General features: G+C 64.9%; 19 protein-coding genes. 16 read left to right on the forward strand and 3 right to left on the reverse strand.

All coding sequences use genetic code 11. From position 1 onward, the window contains the following. The first annotated feature begins 54 nt into the window (after positions 1 to 54). The 11 genes from Rai3103_RS09550 (at position 55) to Rai3103_RS09600 (ending at position 12,942) form a co-directional block, all read left to right on the forward strand. On the forward strand, positions 55 to 2,010 hold the full coding sequence (locus Rai3103_RS09550) for a glycosyltransferase (protein ID WP_228488826.1): 1,956 nt from the start codon (positions 55 to 57) through the stop codon (positions 2,008 to 2,010). Beyond that, entirely contained in the window at positions 2,010 to 3,374 is a 1,365-nt protein-coding gene (locus Rai3103_RS09555; protein WP_153572411.1) for an O-antigen ligase family protein, read from the forward strand. Before Rai3103_RS09550 ends, Rai3103_RS09555 begins: the two co-directional genes overlap by 1 nt. Continuing rightward, the gene (locus Rai3103_RS09560) at positions 3,371 to 4,537 is read left to right on the forward strand and encodes a glycosyltransferase family 4 protein (RefSeq protein ID WP_153572412.1); all 1,167 of its coding nucleotides are present in this window, start codon (positions 3,371 to 3,373) and stop codon (positions 4,535 to 4,537) included. The genes Rai3103_RS09555 and Rai3103_RS09560 overlap by 4 nt, the downstream gene beginning before the upstream one ends. Further along, positions 4,534 to 5,562 carry a glycosyltransferase family 4 protein gene (locus tag Rai3103_RS09565; protein ID WP_153572413.1) on the forward strand — a complete coding sequence of 343 codons (1,029 nt, stop codon included), beginning with the start codon at positions 4,534 to 4,536 and terminating at the stop codon, positions 5,560 to 5,562. Before Rai3103_RS09560 ends, Rai3103_RS09565 begins: the two co-directional genes overlap by 4 nt. Then, positions 5,559 to 6,704, forward strand: a complete 1,146-nt coding sequence (locus Rai3103_RS09570) for a glycosyltransferase (protein WP_153572414.1) — start codon at positions 5,559 to 5,561, stop codon at positions 6,702 to 6,704. Before Rai3103_RS09565 ends, Rai3103_RS09570 begins: the two co-directional genes overlap by 4 nt. Positions 6,705 to 6,742: 38 nt before the next feature. After that, on the forward strand, positions 6,743 to 7,951 hold the full coding sequence (locus Rai3103_RS09575) for a glycosyltransferase family 4 protein (protein WP_153572415.1): 1,209 nt from the start codon (positions 6,743 to 6,745) through the stop codon (positions 7,949 to 7,951). A 97-nt stretch (positions 7,952 to 8,048) separates the two neighbouring features. Beyond that, a complete protein-coding gene (locus Rai3103_RS09580; protein WP_153572416.1) occupies positions 8,049 to 9,266 on the forward strand; it encodes an ABC transporter ATP-binding protein in 1,218 nt (405 codons plus the stop codon). Further along, positions 9,263 to 10,078 (forward strand): ABC transporter permease, encoded by an 816-nt coding sequence (locus Rai3103_RS09585; RefSeq protein ID WP_153572417.1) that lies wholly within the window; start codon positions 9,263 to 9,265, stop codon positions 10,076 to 10,078. The genes Rai3103_RS09580 and Rai3103_RS09585 overlap by 4 nt, the downstream gene beginning before the upstream one ends. A gap of 51 nt (positions 10,079 to 10,129) precedes the next feature. Further along, positions 10,130 to 11,065 (forward strand): hypothetical protein, encoded by a 936-nt coding sequence (locus Rai3103_RS09590; RefSeq protein ID WP_153572418.1) that lies wholly within the window; start codon positions 10,130 to 10,132, stop codon positions 11,063 to 11,065. Positions 11,066 to 11,232: 167 nt separating this feature from the next. Continuing rightward, positions 11,233 to 11,940 (forward strand): hypothetical protein, encoded by a 708-nt coding sequence (locus tag Rai3103_RS09595; protein WP_153572419.1) that lies wholly within the window; start codon positions 11,233 to 11,235, stop codon positions 11,938 to 11,940. Positions 11,941 to 12,039: 99 nt separating this feature from the next. Further along, complete coding sequence (locus tag Rai3103_RS09600) at positions 12,040 to 12,942, forward strand: glycosyltransferase family 2 protein (protein WP_153572420.1); 903 nt, start codon at positions 12,040 to 12,042, stop codon at positions 12,940 to 12,942. Here Rai3103_RS09600 and Rai3103_RS18515 read toward each other — a convergent pair. After that, positions 12,905 to 13,498: an acyltransferase gene (locus tag Rai3103_RS18515; protein ID WP_153573689.1), complete on the reverse strand. Its 594-nt coding sequence runs from the start codon at positions 13,496 to 13,498 to the stop codon at positions 12,905 to 12,907. The genes Rai3103_RS09600 and Rai3103_RS18515 overlap by 38 nt on opposite strands. 104 nt (positions 13,499 to 13,602) lie before the next feature. Further along, positions 13,603 to 14,577: a glycosyltransferase family 2 protein gene (locus Rai3103_RS09610; RefSeq protein ID WP_153572421.1), complete on the reverse strand. Its 975-nt coding sequence runs from the start codon at positions 14,575 to 14,577 to the stop codon at positions 13,603 to 13,605. A 282-nt stretch (positions 14,578 to 14,859) separates the two neighbouring features. On the opposite strand from Rai3103_RS09610, the gene Rai3103_RS09615 reads away from it, so the two are divergent. The 3 genes from Rai3103_RS09615 to Rai3103_RS09625 all read left to right on the forward strand — a co-directional run bounded on the left by Rai3103_RS09615 (position 14,860) and on the right by Rai3103_RS09625 (position 18,173). Further along, positions 14,860 to 15,924: a glycosyltransferase WbsX family protein gene (locus Rai3103_RS09615; RefSeq protein WP_153572422.1), complete on the forward strand. Its 1,065-nt coding sequence runs from the start codon at positions 14,860 to 14,862 to the stop codon at positions 15,922 to 15,924. Between the two features lie 23 nt (positions 15,925 to 15,947). After that, positions 15,948 to 16,961 (forward strand): glycosyltransferase family 4 protein, encoded by a 1,014-nt coding sequence (locus Rai3103_RS09620; protein ID WP_194793079.1) that lies wholly within the window; start codon positions 15,948 to 15,950, stop codon positions 16,959 to 16,961. A gap of 84 nt (positions 16,962 to 17,045) precedes the next feature. Next, entirely contained in the window at positions 17,046 to 18,173 is a 1,128-nt protein-coding gene (locus Rai3103_RS09625; protein ID WP_153572424.1) for a glycosyltransferase family 4 protein, read from the forward strand. A 129-nt stretch (positions 18,174 to 18,302) separates the two neighbouring features. On the opposite strand, the gene Rai3103_RS17755 is transcribed toward Rai3103_RS09625, so the two are convergent. Beyond that, the gene (locus tag Rai3103_RS17755) at positions 18,303 to 18,830 is read right to left on the reverse strand and encodes a hypothetical protein (protein ID WP_228488827.1); all 528 of its coding nucleotides are present in this window, start codon (positions 18,828 to 18,830) and stop codon (positions 18,303 to 18,305) included. A 205-nt stretch (positions 18,831 to 19,035) separates the two neighbouring features. On the opposite strand from Rai3103_RS17755, the gene rfbB reads away from it, so the two are divergent. After that, positions 19,036 to 20,034 carry a dTDP-glucose 4,6-dehydratase gene (gene rfbB, locus Rai3103_RS09635; protein ID WP_153572425.1) on the forward strand — a complete coding sequence of 333 codons (999 nt, stop codon included), beginning with the start codon at positions 19,036 to 19,038 and terminating at the stop codon, positions 20,032 to 20,034. A gap of 25 nt (positions 20,035 to 20,059) precedes the next feature. Continuing rightward, on the forward strand, positions 20,060 to 21,454 hold the full coding sequence (locus Rai3103_RS09640; RefSeq protein WP_153572426.1) for a sugar nucleotide-binding protein: 1,395 nt from the start codon (positions 20,060 to 20,062) through the stop codon (positions 21,452 to 21,454). The last annotated feature ends 22 nt before the right edge of the window (positions 21,455 to 21,476 follow it).

Raw genomic sequence — 21,476 nt, forward strand, 5'->3', positions numbered from 1 at the left:
GTCCCGTCAGTTAGGGTGTGCCTGCAAGTCTTCTCGACCGGAGGGGGGTCGGCCGTGCGGGTTCTCCGTATTTTCCACAGCGGCGTGGTCGACGCCTGGCGGGAGCGGGAGCGAGCCCTCGAGCGTGCCGGTGCGGACGTTACCCTGCTGAGTGCTCAGCGGTGGAACGAGGGTGGCTCCGTCGTCGAACTGCAACCCCGGCCCGGCGAGAAGGTCCGTGCTGTGGCGACGATCGGCAGCCATCCGGCGCTTTTCTTGTACGACCCGAGACCGATCTGGCGGGCCCTGGCCGAGGACTGGGACGTCCTCGACATCCATGAGGAGCCCTTCGCCCTGGCGACGGCCGAGATCCTGTTGCTGCGGGCGCTGCGGCGCTCTCGGCTCCCGTACGCGCTCTATTCGGCACAGAACATCAGGAAGCGCTACCCGATCCCGTTCCGCTGGTTGGAACGTCACGCTTTGCGGCATGCGGCCGGTCTGCAGGTCTGCAACGCGCAGGCCGGGCGGATCTGCGAGGACAAGGGCTTTCCGGGTGTGGCCCGGGTGATTCCGCTGGGATTGGATCCCGCGCACTTCCATCCGGGTCCCGCCCCGGCACCTCAGAGCGCGGAGAGCGCCATCGTCGGCTATGTCGGCAGACTGGCTGCGCACAAGGGCCTCGACGTCCTGCTCGACGCCGTCGCGGGGGACGATCGCCTCAGGCTCCGAATCGCGGGGGACGGTCCGGAGGCCGAGGAGTTGCGGGGGCGGGTGTCGGCCGAAGGGCTGGCGGGTCGGGTTGAGTTCGCCGGCTCGATCGAACAGGTCGACCTGCCTGACTTCTATCGCAGTCTCGATGTCCTCGCGGTGCCCTCCCTCACCACTTCCTCGTGGATGGAGCAGTTCGGCAGGGTCGCCGTCGAAGCGATGGCTTGTGGTGTCCCGGTCGTCGCGAGCGACAGCGGCGCACTGCCCGAGGTGATCGACGATGCCGGCATCCTCGTCCCGCCGGGCGATGCTGACGCGCTACGCGAAGCCCTGGTCCGGGTCGGTACTGATCCGAGCCTCGCGGCGAGTCTGCGGCAGCGGGGCCTGGAGCGCGCTGCCGCTGCGGCGTGGGACCGTGTCGCCGACGAGTTCAAGGCGATGTACCGCGCCATGCGTCACCAGGGTGCCCACCTCGAACGAGACGTGGAGGTCGTATTGGTCGCCTATCGGTCGCCCGAGCTGGTCAGACGGGCCTTGGAACCGGTGGCGTCGCTGCCGGTCACGGTGGTGGACAATTCCTCCATGCCCCAGATCCGCGCGGTCTGCGAGGAGCTCGGGTGCCGGTACGTCGACTCCGGTCGGAACGGTGGCTTCGCGTACGGCGTGAACACGGCGCTGCAGAATCGGCAGGTGCCCGGCGCCGATGTGCTGCTTCTCAACCCTGACGCCCTGGTGTCGGTCGGAGATGTCGAGGAGCTTCACCGTGCCCTGCTGGCGGATCCACATCTGGCCAGCGTCGGCCCGTCCCAGGTCGACGGGAGTGGTGAGGCATCCAGGGTTTCCTGGCCGTTCCCCTCCCCCCGGGCTACGTGGCTGGAGGCCGTCGGGCTCGGTCGATTGGCCGGGAGGGATCGCTACGTGATCGGGTCGGTGCTGATGCTGCGCGCGGAGGCCCTGGCGCAAGTCGGAGGCCTCGACGAGCGCTTCTTCCTCTATGCAGAGGAGACGGACTGGGCCTACAGGGCGTGCCTCCTGGGCTGGCATCACGCTGAGGTGAAGGGCGTTGTCGCTGAACACCTTGGCTCGGCCACCAGTTCGGATTCCGCGGCTCGCGACGCCCATTTCCATGCCTCCTTGGAGCGCTACCTGCGCAAACACCACGGTGCGATCGGCTGGCAGTTTGCGCGGCTAGGCCAAGTGGTGGGTTCCTCTCTCCGCGCGCTCGTCCTGCCGGGAGCCCGCGGCAGTGTTGCCGCTGCCCGGGCGCGCACTTACGTCCATGGGCCCGTCAGACTCGAGGCCGGCCAAGGGATGAGAGGGTGATGGGCGCATTGATGGCGACCGTTTGGGGGCGCCGGGCGGTCTGGCTCATGGGGACGCTGATCGGGGTAGGGCTGGCGCTGGGAGCCGGTCACTTCATGCCCGGGCGGCCGGCCATCGCTCTTGGCGTCGTGGGAGTCGTGCTGGCGCTGGGGGTTACTGTCGCCGAACCCGCCATGATCCCGCTGATGGCGATGCCGTTGTTGCTCGTGGTGAAGCGCGTCGGGGGGACCGGCCTTGACTTGTCCGTGTCCGATGCCGCGTTGGGCGTGGCCACCGTGACGGCGCTGGTGTTTGCTCCACGCCCCTTCAGCGCGACGTTCCGCAATCTGCTCTGGCTGTCGGCGATCTACCAGTTCGCCATCCTCTTCACCGTCGTGGCGAATCCGTACGCCTCCGGCGTCGTCGAGTGGGCCCACTCGTGGTTACTCGTGGCCGGAGCCTTGGTCGTCGGGTGGACTGTCGGTCGCAGCGGTCATGCCCGGGCCGGCCTGACCCTGGTGGTGCTGACGGCTCTGTTGCTCGCACTCAGCACGATCATGCAGGGTGTAGTGCAGTACTCGCACGGAGAATTCCACGAGGTATACACGCGGTGGCCCTACGAGATGCAGAAGAACTTTGTGGGCACGGTGCTGGCGTTCGCTGCTGTCGTCCTTTATGCCCGGCCTAGCTGGATGGGATGGCGCAAAGGGTGGAGTGTCGCAGTCTTCACGATCCTGATCGTCGCCCTCTTGATGACGCAGTCGCGCCAAGCGATCGTGGGCCTGGCTTTCGGGCTCTTGGTGATCCTCCTGCGTGGCAATGCACATCGGCGGCGGTCGAAGGCGGTCGTCCTGCTTGCCGTGCCGGCGTTGGTGTTCGTCGCTACCACCGTCCGAGACCAAGTCCGGAGCGGCAATGGCTTCAACTCAGCCAACCAGCGGATCACGTGGTTCCAGGACACAGTCGCTTACTGGATGACTTCCCCATGGGTCGGTCACGGCTTGCGCTACTGGTACCGCCCGGGCGAACCCCGCTTCCAGCCGCCCAACGCTGAGATCGAGATGCTTGCTACTGCGGGCATCGTGGGGTTGATCGGGTTCCTGGTGCTCATCGCTGCGTGTCTTGCGTTGCTGTGGCGGATCGAACCGGAGTATGGCACACTCGCCGTCGCTGTTGTGCTCGGGAAGGTCGTTCAGGGGCAGTTCGACTTGTTCTGGTCCGCGGTTCAGGTTTCAATACCGTTCGTCATCGCGGGGATCTGTCTGGGCGCCCTCGAGCTGCACCGACAAGACGGAACTCTCCTGTGGCTGCAGCGAGCCACTGACCTCACCGTCCCGGAACGGGTGTCCATGGCACTGCCCGATGGTGGACTGGAGGGCTCGTGACGCAGCACAACGACGTTCCCCCGCAGATTCTCCCGCGTCGCATCGTCCAGATCGTGCCTAGTGTGGAGCCTGGCAGAGGAGTCGAAGCAGTTGCGTACCATCTCGAACAAGAATGGCAACGCCTAGGGATTGAGACGGCTCGCTTCACCTTGGTGGAAGCCCACGGACGATGGCTACCCGATCCAGGGCCGGGTGTCGTCGGCAAGATGACCCTGGCGGCTCGCGTCTTCTGGTTCACGACAGTCGGCTCTTTTATGGCTGCGCGTTTCCTGGCGCACCAACCTCGAGGAACGGTGTCCGTCTGCCACAACGACGTGCTGGTCGGCGACGTCTACGTGAACCATGGCATCGTCGCCGAGGCCATGAGGGCTCGGGGGCACTCTTTGTTGCGCATGGTCCGCAATCCACTTCACCTCTTCACCTGGCTGCGCGACGCCCTCCGCTACGGTCTCGGCCTGCACCAGCGGGTCGTCAATCTCACAGGGGTGGAGGACGGGATTCTTCGCCGGACGTATCCCCGCGTAAGGCCTCCGTCGGTCGTCATCGGCAACGGAGTGGACACCGACCGATACCAGCCCGACCCAGAGGATCGGGTCGCGTATCGCCGTCGGCTCGGTCTGGCGGAGGACGATGCCGTGGCGGTGTTTGTCGGCCATGAGTTCGGACGCAAGGGCCTCCCCGTGGTATTGCAGGCTATGGATGGCGAACCTCACGACATACTGCATCTGGTGGTGGTCGGGGGCACCCCGGACATGATCACGCAGGCCGCTCGGGACGCCGATCTCCACGGGGTGGGACCACGAGTGCACTTCGTCGGGGAGCAGCTCGATCCACGCCCGTACCTCCACCTCAGCGACTTCATGGTGTTCCCCAGCGCGTATGAGTCCTATGGACTCGTGGTACTCGAGGCCATGGCGTGTGGTCTGCCGGTGGTGGCGACGCGGGTGGGCTGTGTGCCGGAGGTCATCGACGACGGCGTCAACGGGATCGTCGTGGAGCCGTCGGCAGACTCCGTGAGAGAGGGCATCCGGCGAATGTTGACAGCGGACCTTTCCGGTATGGGCATCCAGGCCAGACGGGCCGCAGAGGACCATTCTTGGTCCCGCATCGCACGAGAATATGTCGGCATGTTCGCGGCCGTCCTCAGCGAGAAGGCGCGATGAAGGGGCTGCGGATACTACATGCCGTACGCTCGGATGGGTTCGCTGGCGTCGAGCGCCACGTGAGCACCTTGGCGACGGCCCAGAGCGCTGCCGGCCATGAGGTTGCGGTGATCGGTGGAAACGCCGGGGCTATGCGAGCAGCCCTCGCGGACTCGTCAATCCGATTTCAATCGGCCGCTACGGTGCTGCAGGTTGCCCGATCGATCGACGCCCTTGGTGGCAGTGACATCCTTCACGTTCATATGACCGCCGCCGAGATCGCTGCCGTTGCCGCCATCCGACGGTGGAACGTACGTGCCGTCACTACCAGGCATTTCGGAGGCACCCGAGGAAGCAGCACGGGAGCAAGGCTGTTCGCCCCGCTCATCCGGGCGCGCCTGGCCGGACAGATCGCCATCAGTCGCCATGTCGCCCGGCTCGTCGACGGACCGAGTACTGTGGTGCACCCAGGAGTCACGAGTCGCCAGGACGGTCTGAGGGCGACGGACCGGACCCGGAGCGCCCTGGTCGCGCAGCGTCTCGAACCCGAAAAGAACACTGATGTTGCACTCCGTGCCTTTGCCGCCTCCGGCTTGCCGACGCAGGGCTGGAGTCTGGACGTTGCCGGGAGCGGCTCGCAGTTGGCATCCCTCCAAGAATTGGCCCGGCGACTCGGAGTTGATGACAATGTGCGTTTCCTGGGACACCGCTCAGATGTCGCCTCGCTGATGGACCACGCTGGCATCCTGATCGCCCCGTGTGCCGTGGAGGGCTTGGGCCTCACAGTCCTAGAGGCCATGGCGGCAGGATTGCCCGTTGTGGCGGCAGCGGCAGGCGGACACCTCGAAACGGTCGCAGGGGCGCCCAGTGCTGCCCTCTTCACGCCGCACGATGCATCAGAGGCAGGCGAACTCCTCGGGGCACTTGCGCACGATGGTCGTCGTCGCGACGCCTACGCCCGTGAATTGCAGAGCATCCAGCGCACGTCGTTCACACTCCAAGCACAGGTCCGCGCGACCGACGCCGTCTACCGGAGCGTTCTGTGACAGACCTCGTCGTGTTGTCGCTCGAGGCCTGGGACGGCGTATGGCGTCGCAACCAACACCTCATCGCAGGACTGCTGAGAGCTGGTCATGTCGGCCGCGTGCTGTTCGTCGAGCCGGCAGCCGATCCCCTCTACGCCTTGGTCTCCAGACGTCGGTCGCGGATCGGGAGCGGGCTACGGACCGTCGAGGTCGCTGGTGTCGACCGAGGCAGACTGTCGGCCTACCAACCTACGAAAGTGCTGCCTCGCCGACTGGATCCCGGTGTGGATCGCCGGATCGCTCATGCGATTCGTCGGGCCGTAGGGCGCCTGGGCCTGGTGGATCCGATCCTGTGGGTGAACGATCCCAGTGGCGCGGCGGTCGTCGAATCTGTTGGGTGGCCCTCGCTGTATGACATCACCGATGATTGGCTGGCGGCCGACCGGACTCCCGCCGAGCATGCTCGACTGATACGCGACGAGGCGATTCTGATTGAGCGGTGCGCGGAGGTGGTGGTCTGCAGCCGCGCGCTCGAGACCGCTAAGGGTGGTCTGCGGGACGTCACTCTGATCCCGAATGCTGTTGATGTGGAGGATTATCTTCAGCCCAGACCGCGGCCGGCTGACCTCCCTGGCGGATCGGTCGCCGTGTACGTCGGCACGGTCCACCGGGACCGTATCGATGTCGAACTCTGCGCTGCCACCGCCGAACTGCTGGGCGACAGGGGCACTCTGGTGCTGGTCGGGCCCGCACCGCTCGATACGCAGGAAAGGGACACGCTGACTCGGGCCGGCGTTGTCCTTCTGGGGGCGAAGGACCGCACCGAGGTGCCAGCCTATCTCCAACACGCCGATGTGCTCGTGGTGCCTCACGTCGTCACGTCCTTCACCGAGAGCTTGGACCCCATCAAGCTGTATGAATACCGAGCAGTAGGCCGCCCGGTCGTCAGCACCCCCGTGGCGGGCTTCCGTGAGAGTGACGATGCACGGGTCACGATCACAGGAGCTCCTGACTTTCCCGGGGCGGTGCTCCGCGCGATCCCCGCCACCAGTGTCTTCCCCGAGGGCGCCGACGGCCATGTCGACTCGTGGGATGACCGGATCGACCGGATGCGTCAGGTGATCGAGCGCGTGGCCGCGCGTCGTACGCGGTCCGCTGATTGATGCCGTCAGCCCGAGACTGTCGCCAGTTAGGATGAACCGTGCCCGCAGCTGAGGAAGTCCGGTCGGGGGATGCCGGTGACCGGCAGATCACCCACTTTCCGACGCCTGCTGTCAGTCCGGGGTCGCCGGTCCTCATCGTTATCGAGGACTTGCTCCGGGAGGCCGCCGAGCAGGGCATCCGGGACGAGGTGCTGATTGAGCCCTGGCGGGGAGAGCGATTCCGACCGGAGTGGATCACCCCCGCCTCCACGCCCCGGGATCTGATGCAAAATCGACTCGTGGCTACCGCCGACCACATATTCGGCAAGGCAGTGGGCCGGCGCCCCGCAACGGAAGAGTTGTACCGCTCGAGCATGCACGGGGTGGACCTCGAGCGAGTCACCGAACTCGTGTTGCACGACGGATCCTTCGCCTTCGGTGGAGCCCGGCTGTTGGGCGCCAGAAGGCGTCATTACGGTCTTTCCTACTATTCCCACATCGCGCTGAGCAGGTCGCTGGATCGACGCGAACTGCGCGCGATGCTCGACCGCCTCGATCACTGTATCCAGGTCAGCGACTTCATGGCGGAGCGTCTTCGCGAGCGCGTCGGTTATGACCACCCTGCACTCGTCACTGTGCACAACGGCGTGGATCCGACTCAGTTTTCGCCACGGCCGGACGGGTTGAACCTCGAGCGCCGGATCGCGTGGGTGGGGAAGATCGGCGCGAACAAGGGGCCGGACAAGGTCCTCGAGGCGCTCCGCCACTGCGCCGTAACGGACTGGACGATGACGATCGTCGGCTCCTCGTGGTATGCCGCTGGCGGTGAGCCCTCTCCCTTCGAGCAGCAGCTGCACGCCATGGCCGAACAGTTGGCTGGGACCACCGAGTTCGTCGGCTACAAGCCCCGCTCGGAGCTTCCCGGCATCCTGCGGGACCAGCGAATCTTCGTCTTCCCGACCATGCTCGATGAGGCATTCGGCTTGGTACTGCTCGAAGCCATGGCGAGTGGTCTGGCGTGCGTCGCCTCCCCGCGAGGCGGAGTGCCCGAGTTTGCCCGGGATGCGGTCATCCTGCTGGATCCGAACGACTCAAGAGAATTCGGCGGGACGTTGGAATGGCTCCTTACCGACGATGTGGCGGCAAGCGAGCTCGGGCAGAAAGCCCGCGACCGCGCGCTGGAGTACACCACGCAGCGGCAGTACGCCCGCCTGCGCGAGGTCCTCTTCGGACCGGAGACGGCCCCTCACCCGGCGGAGCGGGCCTAGCAGGAGCCCACCGATCCCCCTGGAACGCGGCAGGAGGCCGCCGCGCCGCGATGTTAGGGTGACGTCGACGCAGTGTGCCGGACCTGATGGGGGATGAGTGGATTCGAGCAAGGCGATCACCGTCTCGGGCCTTTCTAAGGCGTACCGCATCAGCCGATCCGAGAACCGCCCCACGCGTGCCACGGAAGCTGTCGTCGACCGTCTGCGGCACCCCTTCAGGCGTGAGGAATTCGAAGTCTTCGAGGCTCTCTCGAATATCGACTTCGAGGTACCCTTCGGGGAGGCCGTCGGCATCATCGGCCGAAACGGGGCAGGCAAGTCAACGCTGCTGAAGATCCTCACGCGGATCACAGCACCCACGACCGGCCGGATCGAGCTGGGCGGCCGTGTCGGAAGTCTCCTCGAGGTGGGCACTGGCTTCCACCCCGAGCTGACCGGTCGCGAGAACATCTACCTCAACGGCACGCTGCTGGGGATGCGCCGTCATGAGATCCGGCGACGCTTCGATGAGATCGTCGAGTTTTCGGGCGTGTCCAAGTTCCTCGACACCCCGGTGAAGCGTTATTCGTCCGGCATGTACGTCCGTCTTGCCTTCTCTGTGGCAGCGCATCTCGAGACGGAGATCCTGGCCATCGACGAGGTTCTAGCGGTGGGCGACGCAGAGTTCAAGAACAAGTCTCTTGCCAAGATGCGTGATGTCGCCAAGGACGGCCGTACGGTCCTTTATGTCAGCCACCAGATGGCCACGGTGACTGCTCTGTGCACCAGCGCGCTCTATCTCAGTGCGGGCAGGCTGGAGTACAGCGGTCCGGTCGACGGTGCCCTCGAGCTCTACCGGAACAGCTTCGAGTCTTTCGCCGAATCGACCCGCATCGCGCATCGCAGGCCGGGGACCGGGGAACTTCGCGCTGCAGACGTGCGGGTGTCGGAGGCATCCTTCACGTCCACCGAGGACAAGGTCGTCGAGGTCGACATACCAGCGAACTGCTCGATGGTGGGGAGCTACTTCGTCTCCTGCCACATCAACGATGCCAATGGTGTCGTGATCACGAAGTGTGATTCCCGTCTGGTCGAGATGTGGTTCGATCCGAGTGAGGATCAGCGAATCCGGCTGACCCTCACTGGGCTGTGGTTAAGGCCCGGGCGCTACACGGTTGACGTCTTCATCTGCAAAATGGGTGTCCTCGATGCCTGGGAGGCGGCCGCAGCATTCGAGGTGCTTCCCGAGCTGCCGTATCCCGAATCGTTCAACGACGAGGCGGTCAGTGGTGCTCTGGTCTTGTCTGACTTCACTTACGAGAGGGGCGCCTCGTGACGGAGGTCATCACGCCACCCGGCCGATTCAATCTGCCTCGCTGGCATGAACTGTGGGAGGCACGCGAGGTCGCCTACCGCTTCGGCCAACGGGATGTTGTGCTGCGATATCGGCAGACAGCGATCGGGGTCGCGTGGGTGCTCCTGCAGCCGTTGGCTTCCGCAGGCATCTTCTCGATCGTCTTCGGCAGCGTCGCCAAGCTTCCGAGTGACGGCGTTCCCTACTTCCTTTTCAGCTTCGTGAGCATGCTGGCTTGGACGTTGTTCAGTGGACTGGTGAGCCGGGCCTCCAATTCGGTCGTCAGCAACCAGACCCTGGTGTCAAAGGTCTTCTTCCCGCGGATGCTGGTGCCCCTGTCGACGGTGTTCTCGGTGCTCCTCGACTTCGCTGTGGCACTTGCCCTCGGGATCGTGTTGTTGCTGATCTATGGAGTGAACCCGGGCTGGCCGATCCTGCTCGTCCCGATCTGGACCCTCCTGGTGCTCGCCTTCGGGATGGGTGTCGGTCTGGCTGCCTCCGCCCTCATGGTCAAGTACCGCGACGTGGCGTACGTGCTGCCGTGGCTCCTACAAATCGGCCTGTACGCCACACCGGTCGCCTATTCCCTCTCGGCTGTCCCCGGCCGTTACCACTGGCTGTTCCTCGCGAATCCCATGTCGTGGCTTCTCGAGTGTTTCCGGTGGTCGATGCTCGGAACGCCCGTGCCGCCGGCTTGGCAGATCGGTGGCTCCGTGGCGGCGGGACTGGGAGCTCTCGTCTTCGGAGTGCTCGTCTTCCAAAGCCGAGAGCGTGTCTTCGCTGATCTGATCTGATCAGCCCTCATGATGTCCGGCGGACCCGACAAGGAAGGCTACTCTGTGGCAGTGGGAAACAGCCCGGTCGAGTTTGTTATCAATTGCTTTGAGCGAAACATCGACCTCGTGACCCGGCCTGGTTTCCTGACAGCCGCGGTAGGTCAACACCGGTTCGATTTCGACACCCGCACGCTCCTCGTGAACAACGTCAATGACCGTGATGCCGCTGCCACTCTTGCGCAGGCCGCGGTGGATCGCGGCGAGGTCGACAGGTTCTTCTTCGTCCAGGATCTTTTCCCGAAGGGTCTGGAGGCGACAGGCTTGCGGGCTCGCCATTTCGGGCGCTACCTGCATTGGTCCGACTGCTGCGTGGCCGCCTTAGTCCTCCCGGGGCCGGATCTCCTGTGCTACGTCGACGTCGATCTCACTCTTGCGCAGCCCTTTGACTGGATCTCACCAGCCCTGGAGGTGATGCGGTCCGATCCCCGTGTCGCCGTCGGCAATCCGACCTGGAAGATGCTTGACGGTCGATCATCCGCCAGGGACGAGGCCGACGAGGAGGGGACCGGGCATGTCCTGGGCTATGGGTTCAGTGACCAGGTCTTTCTGCTAAGGCGGTCTGTCTTCACGCGTCGGCTGCTGCCGCGCTGGCTTCCTTTGTGGGTGGCATGCCCGGCGTCCTGTCGGTATCCCGCCGTCCATCGAGGCTTCTTCTTCGAACAGGTGGTCGACGGCTTCATGCGCCGCCATGGCCTGTTGCGCGTGACGGTCTTGGGCGCGTCGTTCCAACCGATCCCGGTGAGCACCTACCCCGCCCGCACGCTATGTGAACGAGTGCGCCGGAAGCGCAATGAGTTGGTCCTCGACGGACTGGCGGCGCTGCGGAGAACCTCCCCGAAACTGGTCAGCAGCCCTTGCCTTCGCGTCTGGGGACTGCTGGACCCCGTCCGTGTCCCTGAACGGATCGGGAAGTCGGCTCCGCGGATGTCCGAGGTGATTGACTGATGACATCCAGGAAAATCGGTGCTTACGTTCTTGCGGGCGATCCTGTGTGGTTGGCCTCAAGTCTGTCTCGCTACTACGCCGTCCTCGACTCATTGGTGGTCGTTGCCCCGTCCAGTAGACGCGGCTGGACGGGACGTCCCATCCCTGTGGACGAGTGCCTTGCCGTCGTGACCGGGGTGGATGTCCGAGGAATCCATCGAGTGGTGTGGGGAGAGTGGCAGGACCCGGTGAATCCCATGCTTGCCGATACGGCCCAGCGGCAAGCAGGAATCGACGCACTCGGGACTGGCGTTGACTGGATCCTGCAGATCGACAATGACGAAGTGCTGCCTGATGTCGAAGCTCTCTTGCGCGCCATCGACGAGGCGGAATCCCGCTCCATCCCTGCGGTGGAGTGGCCGATGCGTATTCTGTTTCGCCGGACAGGGCCAGGGTCATTCCTCGAGGTCTGTAGTGAGGACGGAGACCCACGGTACGACTATCCCGGTCCGGTCGCTGTGCGGGCGGGCTCGAGGACTGTGGACGCCCGCCGATGTCAGGGTGCCTTCTTGCGCCCCGTCGTGCGGGGCGACGATCGATCGCTCCAATTGAAGCACCCCAGCACCGACCAAGAGATCCGAGCTGAAATCCTCGAGCCGGAACAGGCGATCATCCACAACTCCTGGGGGCGTACCCCGGGCGAGATTCGCCGGAAGATCGGCAGCTGGGGCCATGCCGCCGGCTTCAAGAGTCAGGTCTTCTACTGGCTGCGCTGGTGGCCGGCGCCCCTCATGTGGCGTGTAATGAGAGATTTCCATCCTTTCGCGCGAGGCTTGTGGCCTCGTCTGCGGCGCAGCGACGATGTCAGGGGACTCCTGATCGAATCAGATCGCTGAGGACTCCGGGCGCGTTCCATGGTCAGCGGTTCCTAGCGCTGCGGGACAAGGGGCGAGCCGCCTGGACTGGTACGTGTCGGACTTCGGGGAGGCAAGGGAATGCCAGGGACTAATTCGGCCGGCGACGACCAGGTTCCGGTCAGCATCGTCATACCGTGCTACAACAATGACCCCAGTCATCTTGCGCAGGCGGTGGGATCTGCCTTGGCGCAAGATCATCCTTGCGTCGACGTCGTGGTGGTGGATGACGGCTCAACCAGACCGGCGACTATTGAGGCCCTCAACGGGCTTGAGGGTGTGACACTGATCCGACAGTCCAATCGCGGTCCTGCCGCTGCTCGTAATAGTGGCATCCGTGCAGCACGGGGATGTGTCGTGATTCCGCTGGATGCTGATGATTGGATCGATCCCCAGTACGCGGGGGAGGCGGCGGTGAAGCTCGCCACGGAGGAGGTGACCGTCGCCTATCCGCGGCTGAAGGCGTTCGAGGGGAGCTCGTACGAGTTGGGACTGCGCGGGCAGATACCGTTATTGGATTTCATGCGCACCAGCGCAATTCCCGTTGCCTCGGCCTTTCGAAAGTCGGACTGGCAACGCTGTGGCGGGTACGACGAGTCCCTCCTCGAAGGCCACGAGGACCATGAATTCTGGATCCGCTTGCTGGTCGTGAGCGGCGGTGTGGCGGCTCCGGTGCCGACGTCGGTCTTCCACTATCGCGAACGTCGGGGGTCACGCTCGAAGGAGCGGCCCTTCGAGGACGATCTGGCGCGTACCCGGCATCGAGTAGTCGCGAACAGCACCCCGGAGACGATGGAGCTGCTCCTGCGGGCGAGCTGGGACTACATGGACAAACAGCAGGCGGAACTCACTGGACTCCGACAGGACTGGCTGTACGTGCGGCCACGCCTCGGAGCGGTCCGGCGCTGGCTGCAGCGCATTGTTCGTCCTGAGGCGCTGCGGGGCCTCAGACGAACCGCTTCGCGTAGCCGAGACGATAGGTGAGTTCGGTGCTCCGGTCGGCGATGCGGCGGGCCGGGTTACCCCCGACGATGGTGAATGGTGGAACGTCACGAGGAACGACAGCCCCAGCGGCCACCACGGCACCTTCACCGATCGTGACGCCGGGCAGGATGATGGCGTGACTGGATACCCAGGCGTGGTCTCCGATGGTCACGGGAGCCCCGGTCTCCGCGAAGTCGCTTGATTGAACATCGTGCTCGCGGGTGAAGATCGTGACGTGACTGCCAAGATTGACGGAGTCACCGATCACCAGCCCGGACCGTCCATCCAGGAAGCAGGAGTCACCAATGGTGCAGTACTCGCCGATCGTGATCGATTCCGGCGCGTAGAACTCGGCTCGCCAGTGGATGCTGGACGTGGTCGGCAACTTCATGCCCGCCCGTCGGTAGGCCAAGTTGCGGACGCGATGCGACGGCACGTGTCCGATGTCCGCCAGGAGTCGCAGTCTCAAGTCTGACCAGACGTCATTACGCCATCTGTTGGCGTTGAGCGCCCACGCCGGGGCAGCCTGCTTCAGCGTTTCTTTCACCGTTGCCATCGAGACTCCCTCGGGTTCCTGTCGGCCGCTCCGCTCTGCGGTCACCTGCGCCCTCTGCTCGGCAAACGCAGTCTAGTGGGCAGGCGCAGCAGACTCGGCATGTTTCAGTCGCGTCGGGCAAGCCAACGTGTCACCAGCCTTTCCAGGGCCGCAGGCGCACGACCATACCGCCTGACGACATGTGCCAATACCGCCCAGATGATGATGATGCCCTGGTGCTGCGCCAACGTGTACTGACGCTGGCGCAAGGCGGTTGCCACGACGGGGAGCACATGCCTCCGCAGGAACCGGGCCCGAGTGGCGAGGGACCATGGACGGCGCACGGCTCCGAACAGCAAACCGTTGCGGGTGTAGTAGAAGGTGCCGAGGTAGGAGTACGTGCCGGTGAACGACGCGGACACGCGATGGTAGATCACCACCGTGGTCGCGACAACCAACGGGATATTCAGGGCAGCGGCGCGAACGCTCCAGTCGGAGTCCTCGAAGTTGAGGAAGTAGCGCTCATCGAAGAGGCCGATGCGCCGCCAGGTGTCGGCGCTGGCGGTGACGCAGCAGCCGGCGAGAATCTGGGTCATCCGCAATGCAGGCCTACCGGTCGGCTCTGCGGAGCTGATCTCCGTCTCGGACAGGTGCCGTGCGAGGCTGGTCGGGGAGTCGATCACCCCACCCGCGAACCACACCTTCTCTGTCCCGTCCGCGTAGCGGACCTCCGGGCTCACCGCGGCACCGGTACGAGCCACTTTCGCCAAGGACCTGATGACTCCGGGTGGCACGATCGTGTCGTTGTTCAGCACTGTGATCGTCGAGGCTCCAGCGTCGAGAGCCCACTGGATCCCTCGATTCATTCCGCCGGAGAAACCGAGGTTGGTGGTGGTCTGGAGAGTGGCGACTTGGGGCCAGCGCTGGGACACCGCCTCGAGCACGCCGTCGAAAGATCCGTTGTCGATGACCAGTACCGACGCCTCGGGTGAACCGGTGACGAGAGACTCGACGCAGGCCACGGTATCGTCGCGGCCGAAGTACGACAGTACGACGACCACATCGGCGCCCTCACGGTCAGGCGTCACATCGTCCGGCACCCTTGACCCCCTTGTCCTGTCGCGCCGGCAGGGTCGTCGGTGAAGGTATCCTCCTGCGGGCGTCCGTCGGGGATCAGGCTACAGGTTCGGCATGCTTGGGTCCCCCTGTACGATGGTCCCCTCTCGTTCTCCGGTGACCATGGAGGGCCGAAACGTATTGCGGGCAGGGCACAGGGGATGTAGTGCTTCCAGCTGGGATAAGGTGCCGGAGGTGGATGCCGTGCCCGCAGGAGGACTCCGGCCTGGGGCCGGCAGCGCCTCGGGTCGACCCTAGGGGGACGCATGGAGACAACAGCCCGCGCTGTGGCTTTCTATCTGCCGCAGTATTTCCCGATCCCCGAGAACGATGAGTGGTGGGGGCCGGGATTCACCGAGTGGACCAATGTCGCCCGTGCACGCCGGCTCTTCCCTGGTCACCAACAGCCGATCCTTCCCGGAGAATTGGGATTCTACGATCTACGGGTCCCGGAGACTCGACAGGCACAAAGTGACCTGGCGAGGGAATACGGGATCGAGGCATTCGCCTACTGGCACTACTGGTTCGGTCATGGTCGGCGCATCTTGGAGCGGCCCTTCCGGGAGGTGCTGCACTCAGGAGAGCCGAACATCTCGTTCTGCCTCGCTTGGGCGAATCAGACGTGGAGCGGTGTCTGGCACGGTGCCCGGGACCGCATTCTGCTGGAGCAGCTGTACCCGGGGCGGGAGGACGACCAGGCCCACTTCGACACCATCCTCCCGGCGTTCCGGGACGATCGATACCTTCGCGTGGGGGATCGGCCGGTCTTCTACGTCTTCCGTCCGGAGGACCTGCCCGATGCTGCGGAGTTCGTCGACCGTTGGCAGGGCATGGCTCGCGCTGCTGGCCTGCCCGGGCTCTATCTCGTGGGCGAGATGAGCAATGCCATGGGGTTGCCCACCTACACCAGCGGACCGGCGGACGGTTTCGATGCGACCGTCTACATGAGGCTGCCGGCCGCTCAAGATGCTCATTCTCGTTTCCGAATGCGCGCCATGCGAAAGATTCTGGGCGGTCCTGAGGTATATCCCTACTCCGACTCCGCCGTCGTGGGCACGGTCACCGGTCCTGATATTCAGCCCGTCGTTTATCCGAATTGGGACAACACCCCACGCTCACGCCGAGGGGGACTTGTGCTCACCGGTGCCACCCCCGACAAGTTCCGCCGCAACGTCGAGGACGCAGTGGACCTACTTGCCGGCCGCGTCCACGACGAGCGCCTTCTCTGGATCAAGTCGTGGAACGAATGGGCCGAGGGGAACCACCTGGAGCCCGATCTTGCTCATGGCCGGGCCTGGCTGGAGGCGTTGCGCGACGGGTTGTCGCGATGAGCGAGGGTCCTTTGAGGATCGCCATGATCTCCTACTACCTCCCCAGCGGTAGCAAGATCGGGGTGGGTTATCAAGTGCACGCCCTCGCCTCCGAACTCGTCCGGCAAGGACACCAGGTCGATGTGTTCAGCAATTGTCCGCCCGTGGACGGCGCGACGTACGGACACCATCACATCCCGCTGTCCGGCTCAATGAGGACCTTCCGGTTCGCTCTCGCGTTGCGGAAGGTCGACTTCAGCTCATACGACGTTCTCCACGCACATGGCGACGACTACTGGCTGTGGCGCCGCCGAGTCCCGCGCCATGTCCGCACGCTGCACGGCTCGTGCTTCGAGGAGGCCCTCCATATTAGGGGGGCCCGGGAGAAGCTGCGGATGGTCGCCCTCGGGTTCAGCGAGGTGCTGGCCAGTCTCGTCGCTGATGTGACCGTGGCCGTGTCTCCTGACACGCTGCGCTGGACTCCGTGGGTTCGCGGTGTGATCCCGAACGGAGTGGACACCGCGCGATTCCATCCCCGACCCGGGCTGCAATCCGAGGTACCGAGCATCCTGTTCGTGGGGACGTGGGGCGGTCGCAAGCGTGGGGCGGAACTCGCACGCATCTTCTCCGAACAGGTACGGCCCGCCGTCCCCAGCGCCGAGTTGTGGATGGTCACCCAAGATGCACCGGCCGATGTCGGCCCTGGCATCAAGGTGCTCGGTCGGCTGTCCGACGATGAGCTGGCGGAGGCCTATGCGAAGGCTTGGGTGTTCTGCCTGCCGTCCTCATACGAGGGGTTTGGCGTCCCGTACGCGGAGGCGATGGCTTCGGGCCTTCCCGTGGTGGCCACTCCCAATGTGGGGGCTCGGTACGTCACTCGTGGCGGCAGGGATGCTGCACTTACGGAGCTGGAGGATCTCGCCCTACCTCTGGTCGATCTCCTGCAAAATCCGGCCCGACGAGAGGATCTGCAGGGACGCGGGATCGTACGGGCAGGCGCGTTCTCTTTGGATTTCGTCGCTGCCGAATATGTGCGCCTGTATCGTCCCGTGACATAGCGATAGTAATCAGGGCGGCGGCCGGCCGGCTGGTTCTCCCGGCGGGTTGGTGGTGAACGGTAGGAGGCAGGGATAACACACATCGTGCAATTGGTGCCTTTCATGGGGTCCGGGAGCGGCGTCGCCGGAGTCGCCTGGAATCTGGATCGGGAGTTCCGAGCGCTGGGCGTCGAGGTCGAGAGCTTCACCTATGAGGATGCCCTGCAGGGGCGCCCCGCACATCGGATGCCGAAAGGCCGCCTGCGGCATGCTCTCGCGGTGACTGGCCGGATGATGTGGTTCCTCACTGTCGGTACACGTCGTGCGAAGCGGTATCTTGCTGAGCGGCCGGGTGCGGTGTCGATCTGTCACAACGATTTGCTGGTAGGCGACATCTATGTGAATCACGGGCTGGTTGTTGCTGCCATGCGTGCTCGGGGGCACGCGCTGTGGCGTATGTTGCGGAATCCAACGCACCCGTTCACGTTCTTCCGTGATCTCTATCGCTACCACAGTCGTGCGCACCGAGTGGTGGTTGCCCTCTCGAACTCAGAGGTCACCACCCTCAAGGAGACGTTCGGAGGTATCCGACCAAGAGTGGTCGTCATTCCGAACGGTGTGGACTTCGAGCGTTTTCACCTTCCCAGTGCCGATGAGCGTGCACAAGCGCGTGCGGAATTCCAGCTCGGTCAGGACGACAGGGTGGCGTTGTTCGTCGGGCACGAATTCGAACGCAAGGGCCTTGACCTTGCGATCGAGGCGTTGGTGCATGCGCCGACAGTGCTGCTCCTCGTCGTGGGTGGCATTCGCCGCACGATCCTGGACGCTGGGCGGCAGGCGGAGACTCTCGGCGTGGCCGACCGCGTCCTGTTCCTCGGGCCGCGGGGTGACGTGCCACACTTGATGGCCGCCAGCGACATGTTCCTCATGCCGAGCTACTACGAATCCAGCGGCTTGGTCTACCTCGAGGCGCTGGCCTGCGGGCTTCCGGTCGTCTCGACGCGGGTGGGGATCGTGCCCGAAGTTGTTGTGGACGGTGTCAACGGTTATCTCGTCGAGCGCGACCCGGCCCTTATCGGGGATCGTCTGGAGGTCTTGGCCGCGGCAGACCTCACACCGTGGCGCGAGCGGGCCCACACGAGCGTCGAGAGCTACTCGTGGCGCGCGATCGCGCAGCGATACGTGGACTTGGCCGTGGCGATCAGCGAACAGCCACCTGCGGAGCGTGTCTGAACCGCCGAGTCCCGGGTGGGGTTCTTTACGACCGCATCGAAGCCGCGTCTTGCGGATGCGGCAAGCAGAAAGGCTTCTCGCGGGTTGGAGGGTCGCATTGAGCGAACTCTCCAACCCGCGAGAAGGACTTCAGGAGCCGTGATTCAGCTGAGGCGGGTCATGAGCAGACCGGGGCAGCGCATTCGGCCGTGAACGGCGGGCCGGGGCGTCGGTGATCAGCGTGGCCGGTCCGGAAACGGTGCCAATCCACCCCCAGATCTCGATCTTTCCGGCCATGCTCGCCGCCTTGACGGGGCCGACATCGACGCAAACCGAGCCGCCGCCGCCGGGAATGGTGATCGGATTCGTCGAAGGGGTCCACTTGGTCGTCCCGTCGCAGAGATAGAGGACCTTGCCCGAGTTGTTCTGCACGCGGTCAATGGTGAGGGACAGAGACTGGCAACTGTTGGAGAAGCAGATCTGCTGGATGAAGTACTGCCCCTGGTTCGACACCTTGCAGGCCGTGCCGGAGAAGGACAACTGGAGGCAGCGGCTGGCGGCAAAGGCCGGCGTGGCGCTGGCGACAGCGATGGCCGGAACGGCCCATGCGGCGCCCTTGACGACGGTGCGGCGCGACGGGCGGGACCCCGACGCCTGGATATTTTCGGTGTTGGTCATGTCGGCCCCCGGGGTCCTGTGGAACATAGTGAGTTGGCTCGCAACTTATCATCAGCATCAGCTGGCCTGCAAAGGCCCAGGCCACACTGTTGCCGAGGTGGAATCTACCCCACCAAGGGTCACGCCTGAGCATGCGGATCTCACCTCCCGGCACGTGGTGCCTGCGCGTTCCTCGTGGACCTGGTCCGCGGGTAGCGTGCTCACCATGGGGCACTATCTGGTGACGGGCGGCGCAGGGTTCATCGGGTCCAACTTCGTGCGGCAGCTGTTGGAGACGACCGACAACAGAGTGACCGTGTTGGACGCGTTGACCTATGCCGGAAACCGCGACTCACTGGCGGGCCTGCCGGCGGATCGGCTGACCTTCGTACAGGGCGACATCGCCGACCCCGACGTGGTCAACGATCTGGTCGCGACGGCCGATGTGGTGGTGCATTTCGCCGCGGAGTCCCACAACGACAACTCACTGCGCGATCCGTCACCGTTCATCCGTACCAATCTGGTCGGCACGTTCACCCTGCTGGAGGCCTGTCGGCACCACGACGCGCGGTTCCACCACGTGTCGACGGACGAGGTGTACGGCGACCTGGCGCTTGACGACCCGGCGAAGTTCACCCCCGAGACGCCGTACCGGCCGTCGAGCCCCTATTCGGCGTCGAAGGCCGGGTCGGACCATCTCGTCCGCGCCTGGGTGCGGTCGTTCGGCGTCGCCGCGACACTCTCGAACTGCTCGAACAACTACGGTCCCTATCAGCACGTCGAGAAGTTCATCCCCCGTCAGATCACCAACGTCCTCGACGGAGGCCGGCCCAAGCTCTATGGGGCAGGGCTGAACGTTCGTGATTGGATTCATGTCGAGGACCACAACGCCGCCGTGCTGGAGATCATTGCGCACGGGCGGATCGGGGAGACCTACCTGATCGGGGCCGATGGGGAGAAGGACAACAGGACTGTCATCGAGACGATCCTGCGCCTGATGGGGCAACCCACCAATGCGTACGACCACGTGGCGGACCGGTCCGGGCATGACCTGCGGTACGCGATCGACGCATCCAAGCTGCGCGTCGAGCTCGGCTGGCAGCCGCTGTACTCGGACTTCGAGGCGGGGCTGGCCGCGACGATCGGCTGGTACCGCAACAATGAGGAATGGTGGCGCCCTCAGAAGGCGGCGATCGAGGCCGCGTACGCGGCTCGGGGCCAGTGACCGGCCGGCCGAGGGAGTGGCGACGATGAGTGGAGTCGGTATCCGCGAGACGGCGATCCCAGGACTGCTGGTGGTCGACCTGCAGGTCCATGCAGATGCGCGTGGTTGGTTCAAGGAGAACTGGCAGCGGGAGAAGATGACGGCGCTCGGGCTCCCGGACTTCGGGCCAGTGCAGAACAACGTGTCGTTCAACCCGCAGGTCGGCGTGACCCGGGGGATCCACGCCGAGCCGTGGGACAAGTTCGTCTCGATCGTGACCGGGCGGGTGTTCGGCGCTTGGGTCGACCTCCGCGAGGGTGATTCGTTCGGGACTGTGGCGACGGTCGAACTTGGGCCGGAGACTGCCGTGTTCGTGCCGCGGGGAGTGGCAAACTCCTACCAGACGCTCGAGCCGGCGACGGCCTACTCGTATCTTGTCAATGACCACTGGAGCCCGCAGGCCCGTGCGTCGTACACGTACGTCAACCTCGCCGACCCCCGGCTCGGCATCGACTGGCCCATTCCGCTTGCAGACGCCGAGGTCTCCGAGGCCGATCGGCGCCACCCGATGCTCGCAGACGTGGTCGCGATGCCGCGCCGGCGGACCCTGATCCTGGGGGCGAACGGCCAACTCGGCCGGGCTCTCTCGGTGGTCCTTCCGACTGCGGATGCGTGGGGGCGCGACCGGTTCGACGTCACTGATCCAGCCGCCTACCAGGCAGTCCGGTGGCAGGACTACGACACCATCATCAACGCTGCCGCCTACACGAAGGTGGACGCCGCGGAGACCCCGGAGGGCCGTCGCGACGCGTGGGCCGCCAACGTGACAGCTGTCGGACATTTGGTCCGCGTCGCGACGGAACATCGACTCACCCTGGTTCACGTGTCGTCCGACTACATCTTCGACGGCACCGCCGAGACCCATGGGGAGGATGAGGCGCCCAGTCCCTTGGGTGTCTATGGCCAGACGAAGGCAGCGGGCGATGCGCTGGTCGCGACTGTCCCGGGGCACTACATCGTGCGGACCAGTTGGGTGATCGGCGACGGCCCCAACTTCGTCCGCACCATGGCTGGTCTCGCGGAGAAGGGCGTGAAACCCACAGTGGTTGACGACCAGTACGGCCGGTTGACGTTCACCGATGACCTGGCCGCCGGTATCGTCCACCTCCTCGCCAGTCGACCCGCCTACGGGGTGTACAACCTCACGGGAGCGGGACCGATCCAGTCCTGGGCCGACGTCGCCGCCGACGTCTACGAACTCTGCGGGCGCTCCCGTACTGACGTCACGCCGATCTCCACGACCGACTACACCGCGGGCAGACAGACCGCCCTACGACCCGTGCACAGTGCCTTGTCCTTGGACCGAATCGTGGCAACGGGCTTCACTCCAAAGCCGGTTGCTGATTCATTGTCGGCCTACGTCGGATCGCTCAAGTCGTGAAGCGGCGGAGCCGCACGTCTGG

Source organism: Raineyella fluvialis (assembly GCF_009646095.1).
Classification (GTDB): domain Bacteria; phylum Actinomycetota; class Actinomycetes; order Propionibacteriales; family Propionibacteriaceae; genus Raineyella; species Raineyella fluvialis.

Bases quoted from the DNA above. Each gene is read 5' to 3' on its own strand.
- Rai3103_RS18515 (WP_153573689.1), bottom strand. From the start codon at position 13,498: ATGGCAACGGTGAAAGAAACGCTGAAGCAGGCTGCCCCGGCGTGGGCG.
- Rai3103_RS17755 (WP_228488827.1), bottom strand. From the start codon at position 18,830: ATGACCAACACCGAAAATATCCAGGCGTCGGGGTCCCGCCCGTCGCGC.
- Rai3103_RS09640 (WP_153572426.1), top strand. From the start codon at position 20,060: ATGAGTGGAGTCGGTATCCGCGAGACGGCGATCCCAGGACTGCTGGTG.
- rfbB (WP_153572425.1), top strand. From the start codon at position 19,036: ATGGGGCACTATCTGGTGACGGGCGGCGCAGGGTTCATCGGGTCCAAC.
- Rai3103_RS09620 (WP_194793079.1), top strand. From the start codon at position 15,948: ATGATCTCCTACTACCTCCCCAGCGGTAGCAAGATCGGGGTGGGTTAT.
- Rai3103_RS09565 (WP_153572413.1), top strand. From the start codon at position 4,534: ATGAAGGGGCTGCGGATACTACATGCCGTACGCTCGGATGGGTTCGCT.
- Rai3103_RS09615 (WP_153572422.1), top strand. From the start codon at position 14,860: ATGGAGACAACAGCCCGCGCTGTGGCTTTCTATCTGCCGCAGTATTTC.
- Rai3103_RS09600 (WP_153572420.1), top strand. From the start codon at position 12,040: ATGCCAGGGACTAATTCGGCCGGCGACGACCAGGTTCCGGTCAGCATC.
- Rai3103_RS09555 (WP_153572411.1), top strand. From the start codon at position 2,010: ATGGGCGCATTGATGGCGACCGTTTGGGGGCGCCGGGCGGTCTGGCTC.